The sequence below is a fragment of the Bacillus sp. JK106 genome (assembly GCF_053663355.1).
On sequence record NZ_JBSJQC010000006.1, the window covers coordinates 20893 to 39534 of the forward strand.

Annotated in this window: 19 protein-coding genes; all 19 read right to left on the reverse strand. The window is 45.1% G+C overall.

Going from position 1 to position 18642, the window contains the following annotated elements; genetic code table 11:
* Positions 1–35 precede the first annotated feature (35 nt).
* The 19 genes from rpsQ to rpoB all read right to left on the reverse strand — a co-directional run bounded on the left by rpsQ (position 36) and on the right by rpoB (position 18547).
* Positions 36–299: a 30S ribosomal protein S17 gene (gene rpsQ, locus ACWJJS_RS19150; protein ID WP_003156484.1), complete on the reverse strand. Its 264-nt coding sequence runs from the start codon at positions 297–299 to the stop codon at positions 36–38.
* A 22-nt stretch (positions 300–321) separates the two neighbouring features.
* Positions 322–522: a 50S ribosomal protein L29 gene (rpmC, locus tag ACWJJS_RS19155; protein ID WP_003156482.1), complete on the reverse strand. Its 201-nt coding sequence runs from the start codon at positions 520–522 to the stop codon at positions 322–324.
* Positions 512–946, reverse strand: coding sequence for a 50S ribosomal protein L16 (rplP, locus tag ACWJJS_RS19160; protein WP_003156478.1), 435 nt, complete (start codon positions 944–946; stop codon positions 512–514). Before rplP ends, rpmC begins: the two co-directional genes overlap by 11 nt.
* Before the next feature lies 1 nt (position 947).
* Positions 948–1604, reverse strand: coding sequence for a 30S ribosomal protein S3 (gene rpsC, locus ACWJJS_RS19165; protein WP_003156476.1), 657 nt, complete (start codon positions 1602–1604; stop codon positions 948–950).
* A gap of 3 nt (positions 1605–1607) precedes the next feature.
* The gene (gene rplV / locus ACWJJS_RS19170) at positions 1608–1949 is read right to left on the reverse strand and encodes a 50S ribosomal protein L22 (protein WP_003156475.1); all 342 of its coding nucleotides are present in this window, start codon (positions 1947–1949) and stop codon (positions 1608–1610) included.
* Between the two features lie 16 nt (positions 1950–1965).
* Positions 1966–2244: a 30S ribosomal protein S19 gene (gene rpsS, locus ACWJJS_RS19175; protein ID WP_003156472.1), complete on the reverse strand. Its 279-nt coding sequence runs from the start codon at positions 2242–2244 to the stop codon at positions 1966–1968.
* A gap of 57 nt (positions 2245–2301) precedes the next feature.
* Positions 2302–3135: a 50S ribosomal protein L2 gene (gene rplB / locus ACWJJS_RS19180; RefSeq protein WP_003156470.1), complete on the reverse strand. Its 834-nt coding sequence runs from the start codon at positions 3133–3135 to the stop codon at positions 2302–2304.
* A gap of 31 nt (positions 3136–3166) precedes the next feature.
* Positions 3167–3454 (reverse strand): 50S ribosomal protein L23, encoded by a 288-nt coding sequence (rplW, locus tag ACWJJS_RS19185; RefSeq protein ID WP_003156467.1) that lies wholly within the window; start codon positions 3452–3454, stop codon positions 3167–3169.
* Positions 3454–4077 carry a 50S ribosomal protein L4 gene (gene rplD / locus ACWJJS_RS19190; RefSeq protein ID WP_003156466.1) on the reverse strand — a complete coding sequence of 208 codons (624 nt, stop codon included), beginning with the start codon at positions 4075–4077 and terminating at the stop codon, positions 3454–3456. The genes rplW and rplD overlap by 1 nt, the downstream gene beginning before the upstream one ends.
* Positions 4078–4104: 27 nt before the next feature.
* Positions 4105–4734, reverse strand: a complete 630-nt coding sequence (rplC, locus tag ACWJJS_RS19195; RefSeq protein ID WP_003156465.1) for a 50S ribosomal protein L3 — start codon at positions 4732–4734, stop codon at positions 4105–4107.
* Between the two features lie 40 nt (positions 4735–4774).
* The gene (gene rpsJ / locus ACWJJS_RS19200; protein WP_003156464.1) at positions 4775–5083 is read right to left on the reverse strand and encodes a 30S ribosomal protein S10; all 309 of its coding nucleotides are present in this window, start codon (positions 5081–5083) and stop codon (positions 4775–4777) included.
* A 248-nt stretch (positions 5084–5331) separates the two neighbouring features.
* On the reverse strand, positions 5332–6297 hold the full coding sequence (locus tag ACWJJS_RS19205) for an alpha/beta fold hydrolase (RefSeq protein WP_454023824.1): 966 nt from the start codon (positions 6295–6297) through the stop codon (positions 5332–5334).
* 103 nt (positions 6298–6400) lie between these two features.
* Positions 6401–7591: an elongation factor Tu gene (gene tuf, locus ACWJJS_RS19210; protein ID WP_003156451.1), complete on the reverse strand. Its 1191-nt coding sequence runs from the start codon at positions 7589–7591 to the stop codon at positions 6401–6403.
* 119 nt (positions 7592–7710) lie between these two features.
* Positions 7711–9789, reverse strand: coding sequence for an elongation factor G (gene fusA, locus ACWJJS_RS19215; RefSeq protein WP_007410399.1), 2079 nt, complete (start codon positions 9787–9789; stop codon positions 7711–7713).
* 52 nt (positions 9790–9841) lie between these two features.
* Positions 9842–10312, reverse strand: a complete 471-nt coding sequence (gene rpsG, locus ACWJJS_RS19220) for a 30S ribosomal protein S7 (protein WP_003156447.1) — start codon at positions 10310–10312, stop codon at positions 9842–9844.
* Positions 10313–10354: 42 nt separating this feature from the next.
* Positions 10355–10771, reverse strand: coding sequence for a 30S ribosomal protein S12 (rpsL, locus tag ACWJJS_RS19225; RefSeq protein WP_003156445.1), 417 nt, complete (start codon positions 10769–10771; stop codon positions 10355–10357).
* 115 nt (positions 10772–10886) lie between these two features.
* Positions 10887–11135, reverse strand: a complete 249-nt coding sequence (locus ACWJJS_RS19230) for a 50S ribosomal protein L7ae-like protein (RefSeq protein ID WP_003156443.1) — start codon at positions 11133–11135, stop codon at positions 10887–10889.
* Positions 11136–11303: 168 nt separating this feature from the next.
* On the reverse strand, positions 11304–14903 hold the full coding sequence (gene rpoC, locus ACWJJS_RS19235) for a DNA-directed RNA polymerase subunit beta' (protein WP_007410398.1): 3600 nt from the start codon (positions 14901–14903) through the stop codon (positions 11304–11306).
* A gap of 62 nt (positions 14904–14965) precedes the next feature.
* Positions 14966–18547, reverse strand: coding sequence for a DNA-directed RNA polymerase subunit beta (gene rpoB, locus ACWJJS_RS19240; protein WP_003156440.1), 3582 nt, complete (start codon positions 18545–18547; stop codon positions 14966–14968).
* Positions 18548–18642 lie beyond the last annotated feature (95 nt).

Sequence of the window (18642 nt, forward strand, 5' to 3'; positions counted from 1 at the left end):
GTTACCTCCCTTCGGAAAAAGAATTCCGAACTTTATTAGATAATAACAGCTTCTTCGACAACTTCTACTAGACGAAAACGCTTAGTTGCAGATAATGGACGAGTTTCCATGATCTTTACGATGTCTCCGATTTTAGCTTGGTTATTTTCATCATGTGCTTTGAATTTCTTTGAGTATTTTACGCGTTTACCGTAAATAGGATCCTTTTTGTATGTTTCAACAACAACAGTGATGGTTTTATCCATTTTGTCAGAAACAACACGGCCTTGGTAAACTTTGCGTTGGTTACGTTCGCTCATGCTCACGACCTCCCCTCAGTGATTATTTGTTGGCAGCAATTTCTCTTTCACGAATCACAGTTTTCATGCGCGCGATAGCTTTGCGCACTTCACGAATGCGAGCAGTATTTTCAAGTTGTCCTGTCGCTAATTGAAAGCGAAGATTGAAAAGTTCTTCTTTAAGAGACTTTACTTTTTGTTCAATTTCAGCAGTGGTAAGGTCACGAATTTCATTAGCTTTCATTTGATTCACCACCAATTTCTTCACGTTTTACGAACTTCGTTTTAATTGGCAATTTGTGAGATGCAAGACGAAGAGCTTCACGAGCTACCTCTTCAGACACACCAGAAATTTCAAATAAAACTTTGCCCGGTTTTACAACAGCTACCCAGCCTTCAGGAGCCCCTTTACCGGAACCCATCCGTACCTCAAGCGGTTTAGCAGTGTAAGGTTTTGAAGGGAAAATTTTAATCCAAACTTTACCGCCACGTTTCATGTAACGAGTCATCGCAATACGTGCAGCTTCGATTTGGCGGTTCGTGATCCAAGAAGCTTCAAGAGCCTGGATACCGTACTCACCAAAATGTACTTCAGTACCGCCTTTAGCGCGACCGCGCATTTTTCCGCGATGCTCTCTGCGATATTTAACGCGTTTTGGTAATAACATATTATTTTCCTCCTTCCTCAGTTTTCTTCTTAGTAGGAAGAACCTCTCCACGATAGATCCAGACTTTTACACCAAGCTTACCGTAAGTTGTGTCAGCTTCAGATGTTGCATAGTCGATGTCAGCACGTAAAGTGTGCAATGGAACAGTTCCTTCACTGTAGTATTCAGAACGAGCGATATCAGCTCCGCCAAGACGGCCGGAAACCATTGTTTTCACACCTTGTGCTCCAGCACGCATAGTGCGTTGGATTTGTTGTTTCTGCGCACGGCGGAAAGAAATACGGTTTTCTAGTTGACGAGCGATGTTGTCAGCTACAAGCTGAGCATCAAGATCTGCTCTTTTGATTTCAAGAATGTTAATGTGTACACGCTTGCCAGTAAGGCTGTTAAGGGCTTTACGAAGTGCTTCAACTTCAGATCCGCCTTTACCGATTACCATACCAGGCTTAGCAGTGTGGATCGTAATGTTAACGCGGTTTGCTGCACGCTCGATTTCTACTTTAGAAACAGAAGCGTCAGAAAGGCGTTTGCTAATGAATTCACGAATTTTTAAATCTTCGTGCAGGAAGTCAGCGTAATCTTTACCAGCGTACCACTTAGATTCCCAATCACGAATGACTCCGATACGAAGACCGACTGGATTTACCTTTTGACCCACTACTTATCCCTCCTTCTTTTCTGATACAACGATTGTAATGTGGCTCGTACGTTTGTTGATTTGGCTCGCACGTCCCATAGCACGCGGGCGGAATCTTTTTAACGTTGGGCCTTCGTCAACAAATGCCTGAGAAATAACCAGATTGTTAGCGTCCATCTCGTAGTTGTGCTCAGCATTTGCGATAGCAGATTTTAAAACTTTTTCGATGATCGGAGAAGCAGCTCTCGGAGTTAGGTTCAAGATAGATACTGCTTCGCCTACTTGCTTACCTCGAATCAGGTCCATTACTAGACGTGCTTTACGAGGAGCAATACGGACTGTTCTTGCAACAGCTTTAGCTTGCATTTAAAAGCCTCCTCTCTTAGCGTCTTGTTTTTTTATCGTCACTGGCGTGGCCTTTGTAAGTACGAGTCGGTGCGAATTCGCCCAACTTGTGGCCTACCATGTCTTCAGAAATGAATACAGGCACGTGTTTACGTCCGTCATATACTGCGATAGTGTGACCGATAAATTGTGGGAAAATAGTTGAACGGCGAGACCAAGTTTTTACAACTTGTTTCTTGTCCGTTTCATTTAATTTCTCGATTTTTGTCATCAAGTGTCCATCGACAAATGGTCCTTTTTTCAAGCTGCGAGCCATTTTGGAACCTCCCTTCGTGATTGCACTACGGTCCGAAATGAACCGTAGACAACCCCGTTATTTATTTTTACGACGACGTACGATAAATTTATCAGATTTGTTCTTTTTCTTACGTGTCTTGAATCCAAGAGTCGGTTTGCCCCAAGGAGACATTGGTGATTTACGTCCGATTGGCGCGCGACCTTCACCACCACCGTGCGGGTGATCGTTAGGGTTCATTACAGAACCGCGGACTGTAGGGCGGATGCCTTTCCAGCGAGAGCGTCCTGCTTTACCAACGTTGATAAGTTCGTGCTGCTCGTTACCTACTTGACCGATAGAAGCGCGGCAAGCAGAAAGGATCATGCGAACTTCACCAGAGTTAAGACGTACAAGAACGTATTTGCCTTCTTTACCAAGAACCTGAGCAGATGTACCAGCTGAACGTACAAGCTGTCCGCCTTTACCAGGTTTTAATTCAATGTTATGCACAACTGTACCAACAGGGATGTTGATAAGCGGAAGTGCGTTACCTACTTTGATGTCAGCTTCAGGGCCGGACATGATTTCAGTACCTACTTGAATTCCTTTTGGTGCAAGAATGTAACGTTTTTCTCCGTCTACATAGTTGATTAGTGCAATGTTAGCTGAACGGTTTGGATCGTACTCAACTGTAGCAACGCGTCCAGGTATACCATCTTTATCGCGTTTGAAGTCGATAACACGGTATTGGCGTTTGTGTCCGCCACCTTGGTGACGTACAGTCAATTTACCTTGGTTGTTACGTCCGCCTTTTTTGTGAAGGGGCGCAAGCAAGGATTTTTCCGGCTGGTCAGTCGTGATTTCAGCAAAATCTGAAGTTGTCATGCCACGACGTCCGTTAGAGGTCGGTTTATACTTTTTAATCGCCATTTTGAATTTCCCTCCTTCTTTTTACAGATAATTAAGCTTCAAAAATTTCGATTTCTTTGCTGTCTGCAGTAAGTTTTACGATCGCTTTTCTGCGACGGCTAGTCATACCAGTGTAGCGGCCGACACGTTTTGATTTTCCTTTGTAGTTCATGATGTTGACTTTGTCAACTTTCACTCCAAAGATACTTTCAACTGCATCTTTCACTTCTGTTTTATTAGCTCTTACATCAACTTCAAAAGTATATTTTTTTTCAGTCATTAAATCAGCAGAACGTTCAGTAATGACGGGGCGCTTAAGAACATCACGAGGATCTTTCATTATGCAAGCACCTCCTCTACTTTTTCAACCGCAGCTTTTGTAATCAGAAGCTTCTCGTGGTTGACAACGTCTAACACGTTGATTCCGTTAGCTTGAACAACTGTAACTCCAGGGATGTTGCGTGCAGAAAGAGATACTGCTTCGTTTGCATCCGCAGTTACGATTAAAGCTTTTTTCTCAACAGATAATCCTTTAAGGACAGCTGCCATTTCTTTTGTTTTAACCGTATCAAGAGTAAGATCTTCAAGAACAATAATGTTGTTGTCGTTCACTTTAGAAGACAATACTGATTTGATTGCCAAGCGGCGAACTTTTTTAGGTAATTTGTAAGAATAGCTGCGTGGTGTTGGGCCGAATACGACACCACCTCCGCGCCATTGCGGTGAACGGATTGAACCTTGACGGGCACGACCTGTACCTTTTTGACGCCATGGTTTGCGACCTCCGCCGCGTACTTCAGAACGATTTTTTACTTTGTGAGATCCTTGACGTAAGGAAGCTCTTTGCATAAGAATAGCGTCGAATACTACGCTCTCATTTGGCTCAATTCCAAATACAGAAGCGTTTAATTCGATATCACCAGCAGTAGAACCGTTTTGGTTGTATAATGCTACTTTTGGCATGATCAATTTCCTCCTTTCCTAAGAGACTTATTTAGATTTAACAGCACTTTTAACAGTGATTAAAGCTTTTCTCGCACCAGGTACGTTACCTTTAATCAAAAGAAGATTGCGCTCAGCATCTACTTTTACGACTTCAAGGTTTTGGACAGTGATTTGATCTCCGCCCATGCGTCCAGGTAATAGTTTACCTTTGAATACACGGTTAGGATCTACAGGTCCCATTGAACCAGGACGACGGTGGTAGCGTGAACCGTGAGACATAGGTCCGCGAGATTGTCCGTGGCGCTTGATTGCACCTTGGAAACCTTTACCTTTAGATACTCCTGTTACATCTACGATTTCTCCTGCAGAGAAAATTTCAACCTTGACTTCCTGACCAATTTCATACGCATCCATATCCACGCCGCGTAATTCTTTAACGAAGCGCTTAGGAGCAGTTTCCGCTTTTGCAACGTGTCCTTTTTCCGGTTTGTTTGAAAGCTTTTCGCGCTTATCGTCAAAACCAAGCTGGATCGCTTCATAGCCATCATTTTCAGCTGTTTTCTTTTGAAGAACAACGTTTGGAGCTGCTTCAATAACAGTTACCGGGATAAGATCACCGTTCTCTGCGAATACTTGCGTCATACCAATTTTTCTTCCTAAGATTCCTTTGGTCATTCGTCACACCTCCTATTAAGATCATTCTATATTTTAGAATTTAAAGTTTGATTTCGATATCGACACCAGATGGTAAGTCTAATCGCATGAGAGCATCAACAGTTTGTGGTGTTGGGTTCACAATGTCGATTAAACGTTTATGTGTACGCATTTCAAATTGCTCACGAGAATCTTTGTATTTGTGCACCGCACGAAGGATTGTGTAAACTGATTTTTCAGTTGGCAACGGAATCGGACCAGATACGCTGGCACCAGAACGTTTTGCCGTTTCAACAATCTTCTCTGCAGATTGATCAAGGATTCTATGATCATATGCTTTTAAACGAATACGAATTTTTTGTTTTGCCATTATTTTCCCTCCTTTTCGCCTACATCACGTTAGACAGTTCTCCGTGAGAAAAACCTGATCACCTTGCCATGGCAAAGCGGCCGGGTGTGTCAGCAACCTCTCACTTCATCGCAGTCAAAGACCAACATACACTATTATACAGAAAATAGACGCATGTTGCAAGGTTTATTTAAAGAACCTTGTGGTTTTCACACTTTGATTATTATACAGGTGATACCATGATTAATCAAGGATATGACTGTTTTCTTTCAGAGATGGAACGATGCGAACCGGCTGACAACTTCGGCAAAACGATCCGGTTCCTCCAAGTGAGGCGAATGGGCTGAGTTCTCAAACCAATGCCATTCTTTATACGGCGCATCAACCTTCTGATAATATTCATAAGACGTCGTCCCCGGAACCGTCAAATCGTATCTCCCTGACATAAAACAGCACGGTATTACAATAGAAGAAACTGATTCCCCTGCATCAAAGGAAATGAGATCCTCCCACAGGTGTTTCAGGCTGAACATTTGTCCCCGCGCGGCTAAGAAGCTCCCCCTCACACCGTACGGTTCACCAAACAGCATTCGCCCCCCTGCTTTAAGAGCGCCGATCGGATGATGGGTAAAGCCCCCTCCCCTCATCTCAATACAAAGCAGAAACAGCGTTCGCTGCAGCTGTTTCTCCCATGGAGGTGCTCCGATAAAGCTCAGCGTCTTGCCCAGCAGGATATGTTTGTGTTGCCTGCTCCATTCCATCATCAGCCGGTAGGCTTCCGTTTCTTCCTTTTGAATATTAACCACCTGACTGATACCGATATACGCATAATACAAATCAGGTTTTTCTTGAAGAACATGAAGCGCCAGAACTGAGCCCCACGAATAGCCGGCGATATATATTTTTTGCCTGCTGAATTGCTTGCATAAGCGTTCGGTCAGCTGAATGGTGTCAGCTGTCAGCTGATCCAAAGTCATAGATGAACCCGGAATTTCCTTTGAATAAGAGAGACCCGCCCCTCTCTGATCCCAGTTCACAACGGTGAAATGCTTTTCCAGCTTATTCTGGTATTTTCTCGCATAGCCGATTTGAGGCGTGCCGGGACCGCCGTGCAAAAACAAAAGCAGCGGATTACTCCTGTCATCACCATTAATCATAATGGTTTGTTCACTGCCATTAATCAGCAATTGCTGAAGCATTGAAATACGATTGGTTTTCTTGAAGTTATCGTCCATCGGTCTTCTCCTAAAATTTGTATACGTTCTATTATACATGGAATCAGCAGGGAAACAAAAAAACGAGGCCCCATAAGGGACCCCGTATTAATGAACGAGTCGATTACTCAGTGATTGTAGAAACAACGCCTGAACCAACTGTACGTCCGCCTTCACGAATAGAGAAACGAGTTCCTTCTTCGATAGCGATTGTAGAGATAAGTTCAACGATCATTTCAGTGTTATCTCCAGGCATAACCATTTCTACGCCTTCTGGAAGATTGATGATACCAGTTACGTCAGTTGTACGGAAGTAGAACTGAGGACGGTAGTTAGAGAAGAATGGAGTATGACGTCCACCCTCTTCTTTAGAAAGAACGTAAACTTCAGCTTTGAATTTGCTGTGTGGAGTGATTGTACCTGGTTTAGCAAGTACTTGTCCACGTTGGATGTCTTCACGAGCTACACCGCGAAGAAGTGCACCGATGTTGTCTCCAGCTTCAGCGTAGTCAAGAAGCTTACGGAACATTTCAACACCTGTAACAGTTGTTTTGCTGTTTTCTTCTTGAAGACCGATGATTTCAACTTCGTCACCGACTTTAACTTGTCCGCGTTCTACACGGCCAGTAGCAACTGTACCACGACCAGTGATTGAGAATACGTCCTCAACTGGCATCATGAATGGTTTTTCAGTGTCGCGTTCTGGAGTTGGGATGTACTCATCAACTGCAGCCATAAGTTCAAGAATTTTTTCTTCGTACTCAGCGTCGCCTTCAAGAGCTTTAAGAGCAGAACCTTTAACAACTGGTACATCATCACCAGGGAAGTCGTATTCGCTAAGAAGGTCGCGAACTTCCATTTCAACAAGCTCAAGAAGCTCTTCGTCGTCTACCATGTCGCATTTGTTAAGGAATACTACGATGTATGGTACACCAACGTTTTTAGAAAGAAGGATGTGCTCACGAGTTTGCGGCATTGGGCCATCAGCAGCAGATACTACAAGGATAGCTCCGTCCATTTGCGCAGCACCAGTGATCATGTTTTTAACATAGTCAGCGTGTCCTGGGCAGTCAACGTGTGCATAGTGACGAGTGTCAGTTTCGTACTCAACGTGTGCAGTAGAGATTGTGATACCGCGCTCACGTTCTTCTGGAGCACCATCAATTTGATCGTACGCCATAGCTGTACCTTTACCAGATTTCTTATGAAGTACTGTTGAGATAGCAGCAGTTAATGTTGTTTTACCATGGTCAACGTGTCCAATTGTACCGATATTGGCATGTGATTTGGAACGGTCGAATTTTTCTTTAGCCATTCTAAAATCCTCCTTAAGAGCTTTTAATTAGTAATGTATAGAGTGATAGAAAGTGAAAGCAAGCTCTCACTTCCTCATCTTACAATAGTAGTTATACTTGAGTTAAGTGGCAAAATCAATTATTCGCCTTTATTTTTTTTGATAATTTCTTCAGCGATGCTCTTCGGCACTTCTTCGTAGTGATCCATGAACATTGTGAACGTACCGCGTCCTTGCGTGTTAGAACGAAGGGCAGTAGCGTAACCGAACATTTCAGCAAGAGGTACCATCGCACGCACAACTTGAGCGTTACCGCGAGCTTCCATACCTTCTACGCGTCCGCGACGAGAAGTAACATCACCCATGATGTCTCCCATGTATTCTTCAGGAATAACAACTTCAACTTTCATGATTGGTTCAAGAAGAACTGGGTTACATTTGCTGACTGCATTTTTCAATGCCATAGAAGCAGCGACTTTAAACGCCATTTCGTTTGAGTCAACATCATGGTAAGATCCATCAAAAAGTTTCGCCTTGATGTCGATTAGCGGGAATCCGGCTAGGACACCATTTTCAAGAGAGTCTTCAAGACCTGCTTGTACGGCTGGGATGTATTCACGAGGAACAACACCACCGACGATTGCGTTTTCGAATTCAAAGCCAGCGCCTTCTTCGTTCGGTTCAAATTCGATCCAAACGTGACCGAACTGACCGCGTCCGCCTGATTGACGTACGAATTTACCTTCAACTTTTGCACCGGTACGGAATGTCTCACGGTACGCAACTTGAGGAGCACCAACGTTAGCTTCAACTTTGAACTCACGCTTCATACGATCAACAATGATATCAAGGTGAAGCTCACCCATACCAGAGATGATTGTTTGACCCGTTTCAGGGTTTGTTTGTGTACGGAATGTAGGATCTTCTTCAGCAAGTTTCGCTAAAGCGATACCCATTTTATCTTGGTCAGCTTTTGATTTAGGCTCAATCGCTACGTCGATAACAGGCTCTGGGAATTCCATTGATTCAAGGATTACAAGATCCTTTTCATCACATAGAGTATCTCCAGTAGAAGTATCTTTTAGACCTACAGCAGCTGCGATGTCTCCAGCGTAAACAGTAGAGATCTCTTCACGGCTGTTAGCGTGCATTTGAAGGATACGTCCTACGCGCTCACGCTTGCCTTTTGTAGAGTTCTTTACATATGAACCGGAATCAAGTGTACCGGAATATACGCGGAAGAATGTCAGCTTACCGACATAAGGGTCAGTCATAACTTTAAATGCAAGTGCAGAGAACGGCTCTTCATCAGAAGAATGACGAACGATCTCTTCATCTGTGTCAGGACGTACACCTTTGATTGCAGCAACATCAGTTGGCGCAGGAAGGTAGTCAAGAACAGCATCAAGTACAAGCTGAACACCTTTGTTTTTGAAAGCAGAACCAACAAGTACAGGGTAGAATTCAACATTCAGTGTACCTTTACGGATAGCAGCTTTCAGTTCAGGGATAGTGATTTCTTCACCTTCAAGGTACTTTTCCATAAGCTCTTCATCAAGCTCAGCTACAGCTTCAATCAGGCTGCTGCGAAGCTCTTCAGCTTGCTCTTTGTACTCTTCAGGGATTTCTTTCGCATCTGAACGAGTTCCAAGGTCATCTTCGTAGAAATACGCAACGTTTTCTACTAAGTCGATGATACCTTCGAAGTTGTCTTCAGCGCCGATCGGCAATTGAATTGCGTGAGCGTTAGCTTGAAGACGGTCTCTTAAAGTGCCTACAGAGTAAAGGAAGTCTGCGCCGATTTTGTCCATTTTGTTGACAAATACAACACGCGGTACTCCGTAAGTTGTTGCTTGGCGCCATACTGTTTCTGTCTGAGGCTCAACACCTGATTGAGCATCAAGTACGGCAACCGCACCATCAAGTACACGGAGTGAACGTTCAACTTCAACTGTGAAGTCTACGTGTCCCGGTGTATCGATGATGTTTACACGGTAACCTTTCCACTGTGCAGTCGTTGCTGCAGAAGTGATTGTGATACCGCGTTCTTGTTCCTGCTCCATCCAGTCCATTTGCGAAGCACCTTCGTGAGTTTCGCCAATTTTGTGGATACGGCCTGTGTAGAACAAGATCCGTTCTGTAGTAGTCGTTTTACCGGCATCGATGTGAGCCATGATCCCGATATTACGAGTTTTTTCTAAGGAGAACTCTCTTGCCATTGGGTAATTTCTCCTTCCTTATTAGGGAATTATTATTTTGATTATATGAATCCTACCAGCGGTAGTGAGCAAATGCTTTGTTCGCTTCTGCCATCTTGTGAGTGTCTTCACGTTTCTTAACGGCAGCACCAGTGTTGTTAGCTGCATCAAGAATTTCGTTAGCCAGGCGCTCTTCCATTGTTTTTTCTCCGCGAAGACGCGCATAGTTAACCAACCAGCGAAGACCAAGAGTTGTACGGCGTTCAGGACGAACTTCTACAGGCACTTGGTAGTTAGCTCCACCTACACGGCGTGCTTTTACTTCAAGTACAGGCATGATGTTTTTCAATGCTTGTTCGAAAACCTCCATTGCATCATTGCCAGTGCGTTCTTTAATGATATCGAATGACTTGTATAGGATTGTTTGAGATTTACCTTTTTTACCGTCGATCATCATTTTGTTGATCAGGCGGGATACCAGCTTAGAGTTGTAAAGCGGATCAGGTAAAACATCTCTTTTTGCTACAGGACCTTTACGTGGCATCTGAATATCCTCCCTTCATAGTTTTAATGATTTATTATTTGATTACTTTGCTTTAGGACGTTTCGTACCGTATTTAGAACGGCCTTGCGCACGGTTTTCAACTCCGGCAGTATCAAGCGCGCCACGAACGATGTGGTAGCGTACCCCCGGTAAGTCTTTTACACGTCCGCCGCGGATCAGTACAACGCTGTGCTCTTGCAGGTTGTGACCGATACCTGGAATGTAGGCAGTAACCTCGATTCCGTTAGTCAAACGAACACGAGCATATTTACGAAGTGCTGAGTTCGGTTTTTTCGGTGTCATTGTACCCACACGAGTACATACCCCGCGTTTTTGTGGAGAAGATACGTTAGTGTGCTCTTTTTTAAAGCTGTTGTATCCTTTGTTTAGTGCAGGTGACTTAGAGTTTTCAACTTTGCTCACGCGTCCCTTGCGAATTAGCTGATTAATTGTAGGCATGTTGTGTTCCTCCCTTCATTACGTTTTATAACCCACATACCCAGGTGGTTCATCATTAGGCAAAAAACAATGTCTTTACACAAGATTGATATCTTATATAAAAACAAAAAGTACGCTATAACATAATGGCAACAGCTGCTGCTCCCACTTCAATTCCGCAGGCTTTGCCGAGCTTTTTCATGGAATCCACCATACAGACAGCGGTATTTTGGTTCTTTGCAAGCTGGATAACGCCAGCCGTAAGAACTGAATCCGCATCTTTTGCCACGACGACTTCCTTCACTGAACCTCGTTTTAGAGCTTTCACTGTTTGCTTCGTACCAATAATAATTGATTTGGCCTGTGATACTTTATCATAAGACATAAACATATCCTCCAAAGTAACAGGTTTTATTTCGAGCACCTTGGTTATATTATCACTCTGCGGGACGGATGTCAACAACGTATGACATTTTTTAGTGCAGTCCCCCGCCAGAATAATTGTAATACTGAGGAAAAGCTGTCGAAACAGCCTTTCCTGCAGCAGTTTCTGTTATTCAGCCGGAACCATATCTTCTGAAGGCTGAACGTTTGAAACAGGTTTTACTTTTCTGTAATTCATCATACCGGTACCGGCCGGAACCAGTTTACCGATGATAACATTCTCTTTCAGGCCGAGAAGTTCATCGCGCTTGCCTTTAATCGCAGCATCTGTAAGAACGCGTGTTGTTTCCTGGAATGATGCGGCAGACAAGAATGAATCCGTCTCGAGTGAAGCTTTCGTGATACCGAGAAGGACAGGACGGCCTGTAGCAGGTCGATTGCCTTCAAGCAGCACTTTTTTGTTCGCTTCTGTAAATTGGTGAATATCAAGCAATGTGCCAGGGAGAACATCAGTATCTCCGGCATCGATTACACGGACTTTGCGAAGCATTTGGCGAACCATTACTTCTACGTGTTTATCGCCGATTTCAACCCCCTGCATACGGTAAACCTTCTGAACCTCATGCAGAAGATATTCCTGAACCGTTGTCAGGTCAGTGACTTTAAGAAGTTCTTTCGGATCGATTGAACCTTCTGTCAGCACTTGACCGCGGGTAATCTGATCACCCTCAGCCACTTTCAGGCGTGAGTTGTAAGGTGCCGTGTATGAACGGGTCTCAACAGCGCCCTGAACAACAATCTCCTGCTGTTTGTCGCGGACTTCATTGATTTCGGCAATTGTACCGTCAATCTCAGAAATCGTCGCTTGACCTTTAGGATTACGCGCTTCGAAAAGCTCTTGGATACGCGGAAGACCTTGTGTAATATCGTCTCCGGCAACCCCGCCTGTGTGGAACGTACGCATCGTTAACTGTGTTCCAGGCTCACCGATAGATTGAGCGGCGATAATACCTACTGCTTCGCCGACTTCAACATCAGTTCCGGTTGCAAGGTTACGTCCGTAGCATCGTTTACATACACCATGAGGAGTGTTACATGTGAACGCGGAACGGATCCACACTTCTTCGATTCCGGCTTCAACGATTTCCAGCGCTTTATCTTCATCGATCAATTCATTTTCGTTAATGAGCACAGCACCCGTTTCAGGATGTTTGATCTGTTTTCTGGCGAAACGTCCGATCAGACGCTCTTCCAGACGCTCGATGATTTCCGTGCCTTCTTTGAGCGGTTTTGCAAGAATACCGCGGTCTGTTCCGCAATCTGTTTCACGAATGATAACATCCTGCGCAACATCAACAAGACGGCGTGTAAGGTAACCTGAGTCAGCTGTTTTCAGGGCGGTATCGGCAAGACCTTTACGCGCACCGTGAGTGGAGATAAAGTACTCCAATACTGTCAGACCTTCACGGAAACTTGATTTAATCGGCAATTCAATGATTCGTCCAGCCGGGTTGGCCATCAGACCGCGCATACCCGCAAGCTGTGTAAAGTTAGATGCGTTACCACGGGCTCCTGAATCACTCATCATGTAGATCGGGTTGACTTCGTCTAATGATTTCATCAGTTTGCCTTGGATAACATCTTTCGCTGAACTCCAAATTGAAATGACTCTTTCATAACGTTCTTCTTCGGTGATTAAACCGCGTCTGAACTGTTTCAGAACATTATCCACTTTGCTTTGTGCTTCTTCAAGGATTTCCTGTTTATCATCGAGAACGACGATATCAGAAACCCCTACTGTGATGCCGGCTTTCGTTGAATATCTGAAACCGAGGTTTTTCATGCGGTCAAGCATTTTAGACGTTTCCGTGATATGGAATCGTTTAAAGATTTCCGCGATGATTTTACCCAAAATGCCTTTTTTAAACGGTGCGTTGATCGGCTGCTCAGCAATCACAGCTTTTACGTCAGCACCTTTATCTAAGAAGAAACGGTCAGGTGTCTTCTCTTCAATGTTGCTCTTCGTTGGTTCATTCATGTAAGGGAATGATTCCGGAAGAATTTCATTGAAGACGAGCTTACCGACAGTTGTAATTAACAATTTTGAACGCTGTTCTTCAGTAAATGTCACATTCTTAAGGGAGTTCGCTGCAACAGCTACTCTCGTATGAAGGTGAACATAACCGTTTTGATAAGCAAGAAGCGCTTCGTCCGTATTTTTGAAAACCATACCCTCGCCGACTGCTCCGGCGCGCTCAAGCGTCAGGTAGTAGTTTCCTAATACCATATCCTGAGACGGCGTAACAACCGGTTTACCATCTTTAGGGTTCAAGATGTTTTGGGCCGCAAGCATCAGAATGCGCGCCTCAGCTTGAGCCTCAGCTGATAAAGGTACGTGAACCGCCATTTGGTCACCGTCAAAGTCAGCGTTATAAGCTGTACATACTAACGGGTGAAGACGGATGGCGCGTCCTTCAACAAGCGTCGGTTCGAAAGCCTGGATACCTAATCTGTGAAGAGTAGGGGCACGGTTCAGTAAGACCGGATGCTCCTTAATGACAGATTCAAGTACATCCCATACTTCAGGCTGCACGCGTTCGATTTTGCGTTTTGCGCTCTTGATATTGTGAGCAAGGCCTTTTTCAACAAGCTCTTTCATGACGAAAGGCTTGAAGAGCTCAAGCGCCATTTCCTTCGGCAAACCGCACTGATACATTTTCAGATGCGGACCTACGACGATAACGGAACGGCCTGAGTAGTCTACACGTTTACCGAGAAGGTTCTGACGGAAACGCCCTTGTTTCCCTTTCAGCATATGAGAAAGAGATTTAAGCGGACGGTTACCCGGTCCGGTAACCGGACGGCCGCGGCGTCCGTTGTCAATCAGAGCGTCGACTGCTTCCTGAAGCATACGTTTTTCGTTCTGAACGATGATGCTTGGCGCGCCGAGGTCTAACAGACGTTTTAAACGGTTATTACGGTTGATGACACGACGGTAAAGGTCGTTCAGGTCAGACGTTGCGAAACGTCCGCCGTCAAGCTGAACCATCGGTCTTAATTCAGGCGGAATAACCGGAAGCACGTCGAGGATCATCCAAGACGGCTTGTTTCCTGAATTACGGAAGGCTTCAAGCACTTCAAGGCGTTTGATCGCACGTGTACGGCGCTGTCCTTGAGAAGTCTTCAGCTCTTCTTTTAACATATCAACTTCTTTGACAAGGTCGATGTCCTGCAGAAGTTTATTAATGGCTTCCGCACCCATAGAGGCTTGGAATTTGTTTCCGTACTTATCCAGATACGCACGGTATTCCTTTTCAGATAAAAGCTGTTTCTTTTCGAGCGGTGTATTGGCCGGGTCAGTTACGACGTAAGAAGCAAAGTAAATAACTTCTTCCAGCGCACGCGGTGACATATCCAATACAAGACCCATACGGCTCGGAATACCTTTGAAATACCAAATGTGAGAAACCGGGGCAGCCAGTTCAATATGCCCCATTCTCTCACGACGGACTTTAGCCCGCGTTACTTCAACTCCGCAACGGTCACAAACTACGCCTTTATAACGAACCCGCTTGTACTTGCCGCAATGACATTCCCAGTCCTTAGTCGGTCCGAAAATGCGTTCGCAGAACAGGCCGTCCTTTTCAGGTTTCAACGTACGATAGTTTATCGTTTCAGGCTTTTTCACTTCACCAAAAGACCATGAACGGATTTTATCCGGTGAAGCAAGACCGATGTTCATATACTCAAAATTGTTCACATCTAGCAAGGGGCCTACCTCCCTTTTTATCTTCGGATTAACCGATGTCACTTGCCTTTATCAATCAGAGACTATTCTTTCGTTACTGCGTCACGTTCAACGTCTGGAGATGCTGTTTCTTCCGGCGCTTCATCACCTGATAATGCAAGGCCGTCAGCCTGTTTCGCATCTTCCTCGTCTTCTAGATCTCTCATTTCTATTTCTTCTTCATCGCCTGAGAGGATTTTTACGTCCATACCTAAGCTTTGAAGCTCTTTGATCAATACTTTGAATGATTCCGGAACACCAGGCTCTGGAACATTGTCGCCTTTGACGATGGCTTCATATGTTTTCACACGTCCGACCACGTCATCGGACTTCACAGTCAGGATTTCTTGAAGCGTGTAAGCTGCGCCGTAAGCTTCAAGCGCCCAAACCTCCATCTCACCGAAACGCTGTCCGCCGAATTGGGCTTTACCGCCGAGAGGCTGCTGCGTAACAAGTGAGTAAGGACCTGTAGAACGGGCATGAAGTTTATCATCAACCATGTGCGCCAGTTTGATCATGTACATGATTCCGACTGATACACGGTTGTCGAACGGTTCTCCCGTACGGCCGTCATAAAGAACTGTTTTAGCGTCTCTTGACATGCCTGCTTCTTCAAGTGTTTCCCACACATCTTCTTCACGCGCGCCGTCAAATACAGGTGACGCGATGTGAATGCCGAGGTAGCGGGCAGCCATACCCATGTGAAGTTCTAATACCTGACCGATATTCATACGTGATGGTACACCCAGCGGGTTAAGCATGATATCGATCGGCGTGCCGTCAGGAAGGTAAGGCATATCTTCTTCAGGAAGAATCTTCGAGATAACCCCTTTGTTTCCGTGACGTCCGGCCATTTTATCACCTTCAGAAATCTTACGTTTCTGAACGATATATACGCGTACAAGCTGGTTCACTCCCGGAGGAAGTTCGTCGCCGTCTTCACGGTTGAAGACTTTTACGTCGTGGATAATTCCGCCGCCGCCGTGAGGCACACGGAGAGAAGTATCACGGACCTCACGCGCTTTTTCTCCAAAGATCGCATGAAGAAGGCGTTCTTCAGCCGTAAGCTCAGTTACACCTTTAGGCGTTACTTTACCTACGAGAAGGTCTCCGTCGTTGACTTCCGCACCGATACGGATAATTCCGCGGTCATCAAGGTTGCGAAGCGCGTCTTCCCCTACGTTTGGAATATCGCGGGTGATCTCTTCCGGTCCAAGCTTTGTATCACGTGCTTCTGATTCATATTCTTCAATGTGAATAGATGTGTATACATCATCTTTCACAAGGCGTTCACTCATGATGATGGCATCCTCATAGTTGTAACCGTCCCATGTCATGAAGCCGACCATTACGTTGCGGCCGAGAGCAAGTTCACCAAGCTCCATTGAAGGTCCGTCAGCAAGGATTTCTCCTTTGACTACTTCATCGCCGACACTGACGATCGGACGCTGGTTGTAGCACGTACCTTGGTTGGAGCGGACAAATTTCAGCAAGCTGTACTTATCCAGGTTGCCTTTTACTTTTTGGCCGTCAATTTCTTCATAGCGGCGCACCCATACGTTTTTCGCTTCCACCCGTTCTACGATACCAGGGTGTTTACAAATAACGGCTGCACCGGAGTCTTTACCGGATACGTATTCCATACCCGTTCCGACGATCGGAGCTTCCGGCTGCATCAAAGGCACAGCCTGACGCTGCATGTTCGCTCCCATGAGGGCGCGGTTCGAGTCATCGTTTTCCAAGAACGGAATACATGCTGTCGCAGCAGATACAACCTGTTTAGGAGATACGTCCATGTAATCCACGCGGTTGCGGGCTACAACGGTGTTTTCCCCTCTGAAACGCGCTACGATGCTGTCATCCAAGAAAGAACCGTCATCGCTCAGCTTAGCATTCGCTTGGGCTACGACATAGTTATCCTCTTCATCAGCAGTCAGGTAGTCGATTCTAGGCGTTACTTTTCCTGTTTCAGGATCAACGCGGCGGTATGGCGTCTCAATGAAACCAAAGCGGTTTACTTTCGCAAATGATGACAATGAGTTGATCAAACCGATGTTAGGGCCCTCAGGCGTTTCAATCGGACACATACGGCCGTAGTGAGAGTAGTGAACGTCACGTACTTCCATACCTGCGCGCTCACGTGTCAAACCGCCCGGTCCGAGAGCTGACAGACGGCGTTTGTGCGTCAATTCAGCAAGCGGGTTCGTCTGATCCATGAATTGAGAAAGCTGTGAGCTTCCGAAGAACTCTTTAATAGACGCAATAACAGGTCTGATGTTAATCAGCTGCTGCGGCGTAATTGTATTCGTGTCTTGAATAGACATTCTTTCACGTACGACACGTTCCATCCGGCTTAAACCGATACGGAATTGGTTTTGCAGGAGCTCACCTACAGAACGCAGACGGCGGTTTCCGAGATGGTCGATATCATCAGTGTCGCCCACTCCGTGCAGGAGGTTGAAGAAGTAGCTGATAGAAGAAATAATATCAGCAGGCGTAATGTTTTTAATCGCCTCTTCGATGTAAGCATTGCCGATCACATTGATCGTCTGCTCTCCTTCTGCATCAGTAGGAGCATAGATTTTAATGGATTGAAGCATCACTTCATCCTCGACAACGCCGCCGTTAGGATAAAGCTTTCTGAAGCCGATTCCATTTTCTAAGTATGGCAGTACTTTATCAAGTGTTCTTCTGTCAAGAATCTGCCCTTTTTCAGCGAGAATTTCACCGGTTTCCGGATCAACCAGTGTTTCTGCAAGGCGCTGGTTAAACAGGCGGTTCTTGATATGAAGCTTTTTATTAATTTTATAGCGTCCTACATTCGCAAGGTCGTATCGCTTCGGATCGAAGAAACGGGAATCCAGCAAGCTTTTTGCGTTTTCTACTGTAGGCGGCTCTCCGGGACGAAGGCGCTCATAGATTTCAAGAAGCGCTTTGTCACTGTTTTCGGTGTTGTCCTTATCCAGTGTATTGCGGAGATATTCGTTCTCACCAATGAGATCGAGAATCTCTTGGTCGGAACCGAAGCCGAGAGCACGCAAAAGAACCGTAACCGGCAACTTACGTGTGCGATCAATGCGGACATACACAACATCTTTCGCATCAGTTTCGTATTCTAACCATGCGCCACGGTTTGGAATGACAGTCGCGGTAAAACCTTTTTTACCGTTTTTGTCTACTTTACCACTGAAATATACACTTGGAGACCGAACAAGCTGAGATACGATAACACGTTCTGCACCGTTGATGATAAAAGTACCGGTATCTGTCATAATAGGGAAATCACCCATGAAGACATCCTGGTCTTTTACCTCTCCAGTTTCTTTGTTAATTAAACGAACCTTCACTCTTAGCGGAGCTGAGTAAGTCACATCACGTTCTTTTGACTCTTCAACGGGATACTTAGGATCTCCTAAACTGTAGTCAATGAACTCTAGAGAGAGGTTACCAGTGAAATCCTCAATTGGTGATATGTCTTGAAACATCTCTCTAAGACCCTCATCAAGAAACCACTGATAAGAAGAGGTTTGAATTTCAATGAGATTTGGTAATTCTAACACTTCGCTAATGCGAGCATAGCTTCTGCGCTGGCGGTGTCGTCCATACTGAACTAGTTGACCTGTCAACTGATTCACCCCTCAAATCATGCGTATTATATGTGTAATAAGCATCTCTTACGATAAAGAAATACTTTTACAAGACAAAAGAAAAAAGGGTTTCT

Excerpts from the sequence above, each read along its gene's own strand:
- rpsQ (WP_003156484.1), bottom strand. The coding sequence starts at position 299 with ATGAGCGAACGTAACCAACGCAAAGTTTACCAAGGCCGTGTTGTTTCT.
- rpmC (WP_003156482.1), bottom strand. The coding sequence starts at position 522 with ATGAAAGCTAATGAAATTCGTGACCTTACCACTGCTGAAATTGAACAA.
- rplP (WP_003156478.1), bottom strand. The coding sequence starts at position 946 with ATGTTATTACCAAAACGCGTTAAATATCGCAGAGAGCATCGCGGAAAA.
- rplV (WP_003156475.1), bottom strand. The coding sequence starts at position 1,949 with ATGCAAGCTAAAGCTGTTGCAAGAACAGTCCGTATTGCTCCTCGTAAA.
- rpsS (WP_003156472.1), bottom strand. The coding sequence starts at position 2,244 with ATGGCTCGCAGCTTGAAAAAAGGACCATTTGTCGATGGACACTTGATG.
- rplB (WP_003156470.1), bottom strand. The coding sequence starts at position 3,135 with ATGGCGATTAAAAAGTATAAACCGACCTCTAACGGACGTCGTGGCATG.
- rplW (WP_003156467.1), bottom strand. The coding sequence starts at position 3,454 with ATGAAAGATCCTCGTGATGTTCTTAAGCGCCCCGTCATTACTGAACGT.
- rplD (WP_003156466.1), bottom strand. The coding sequence starts at position 4,077 with ATGCCAAAAGTAGCATTATACAACCAAAACGGTTCTACTGCTGGTGAT.
- rplC (WP_003156465.1), bottom strand. The coding sequence starts at position 4,734 with ATGACCAAAGGAATCTTAGGAAGAAAAATTGGTATGACGCAAGTATTC.
- rpsJ (WP_003156464.1), bottom strand. The coding sequence starts at position 5,083 with ATGGCAAAACAAAAAATTCGTATTCGTTTAAAAGCATATGATCATAGA.
- ACWJJS_RS19205 (WP_454023824.1), bottom strand. The coding sequence starts at position 6,297 with ATGGACGATAACTTCAAGAAAACCAATCGTATTTCAATGCTTCAGCAA.
- tuf (WP_003156451.1), bottom strand. The coding sequence starts at position 7,591 with ATGGCTAAAGAAAAATTCGACCGTTCCAAATCACATGCCAATATCGGT.
- fusA (WP_007410399.1), bottom strand. The coding sequence starts at position 9,789 with ATGGCAAGAGAGTTCTCCTTAGAAAAAACTCGTAATATCGGGATCATG.
- rpsG (WP_003156447.1), bottom strand. The coding sequence starts at position 10,312 with ATGCCACGTAAAGGTCCTGTAGCAAAAAGAGATGTTTTACCTGATCCG.
- rpsL (WP_003156445.1), bottom strand. The coding sequence starts at position 10,771 with ATGCCTACAATTAATCAGCTAATTCGCAAGGGACGCGTGAGCAAAGTT.
- ACWJJS_RS19230 (WP_003156443.1), bottom strand. The coding sequence starts at position 11,135 with ATGTCTTATGATAAAGTATCACAGGCCAAATCAATTATTATTGGTACG.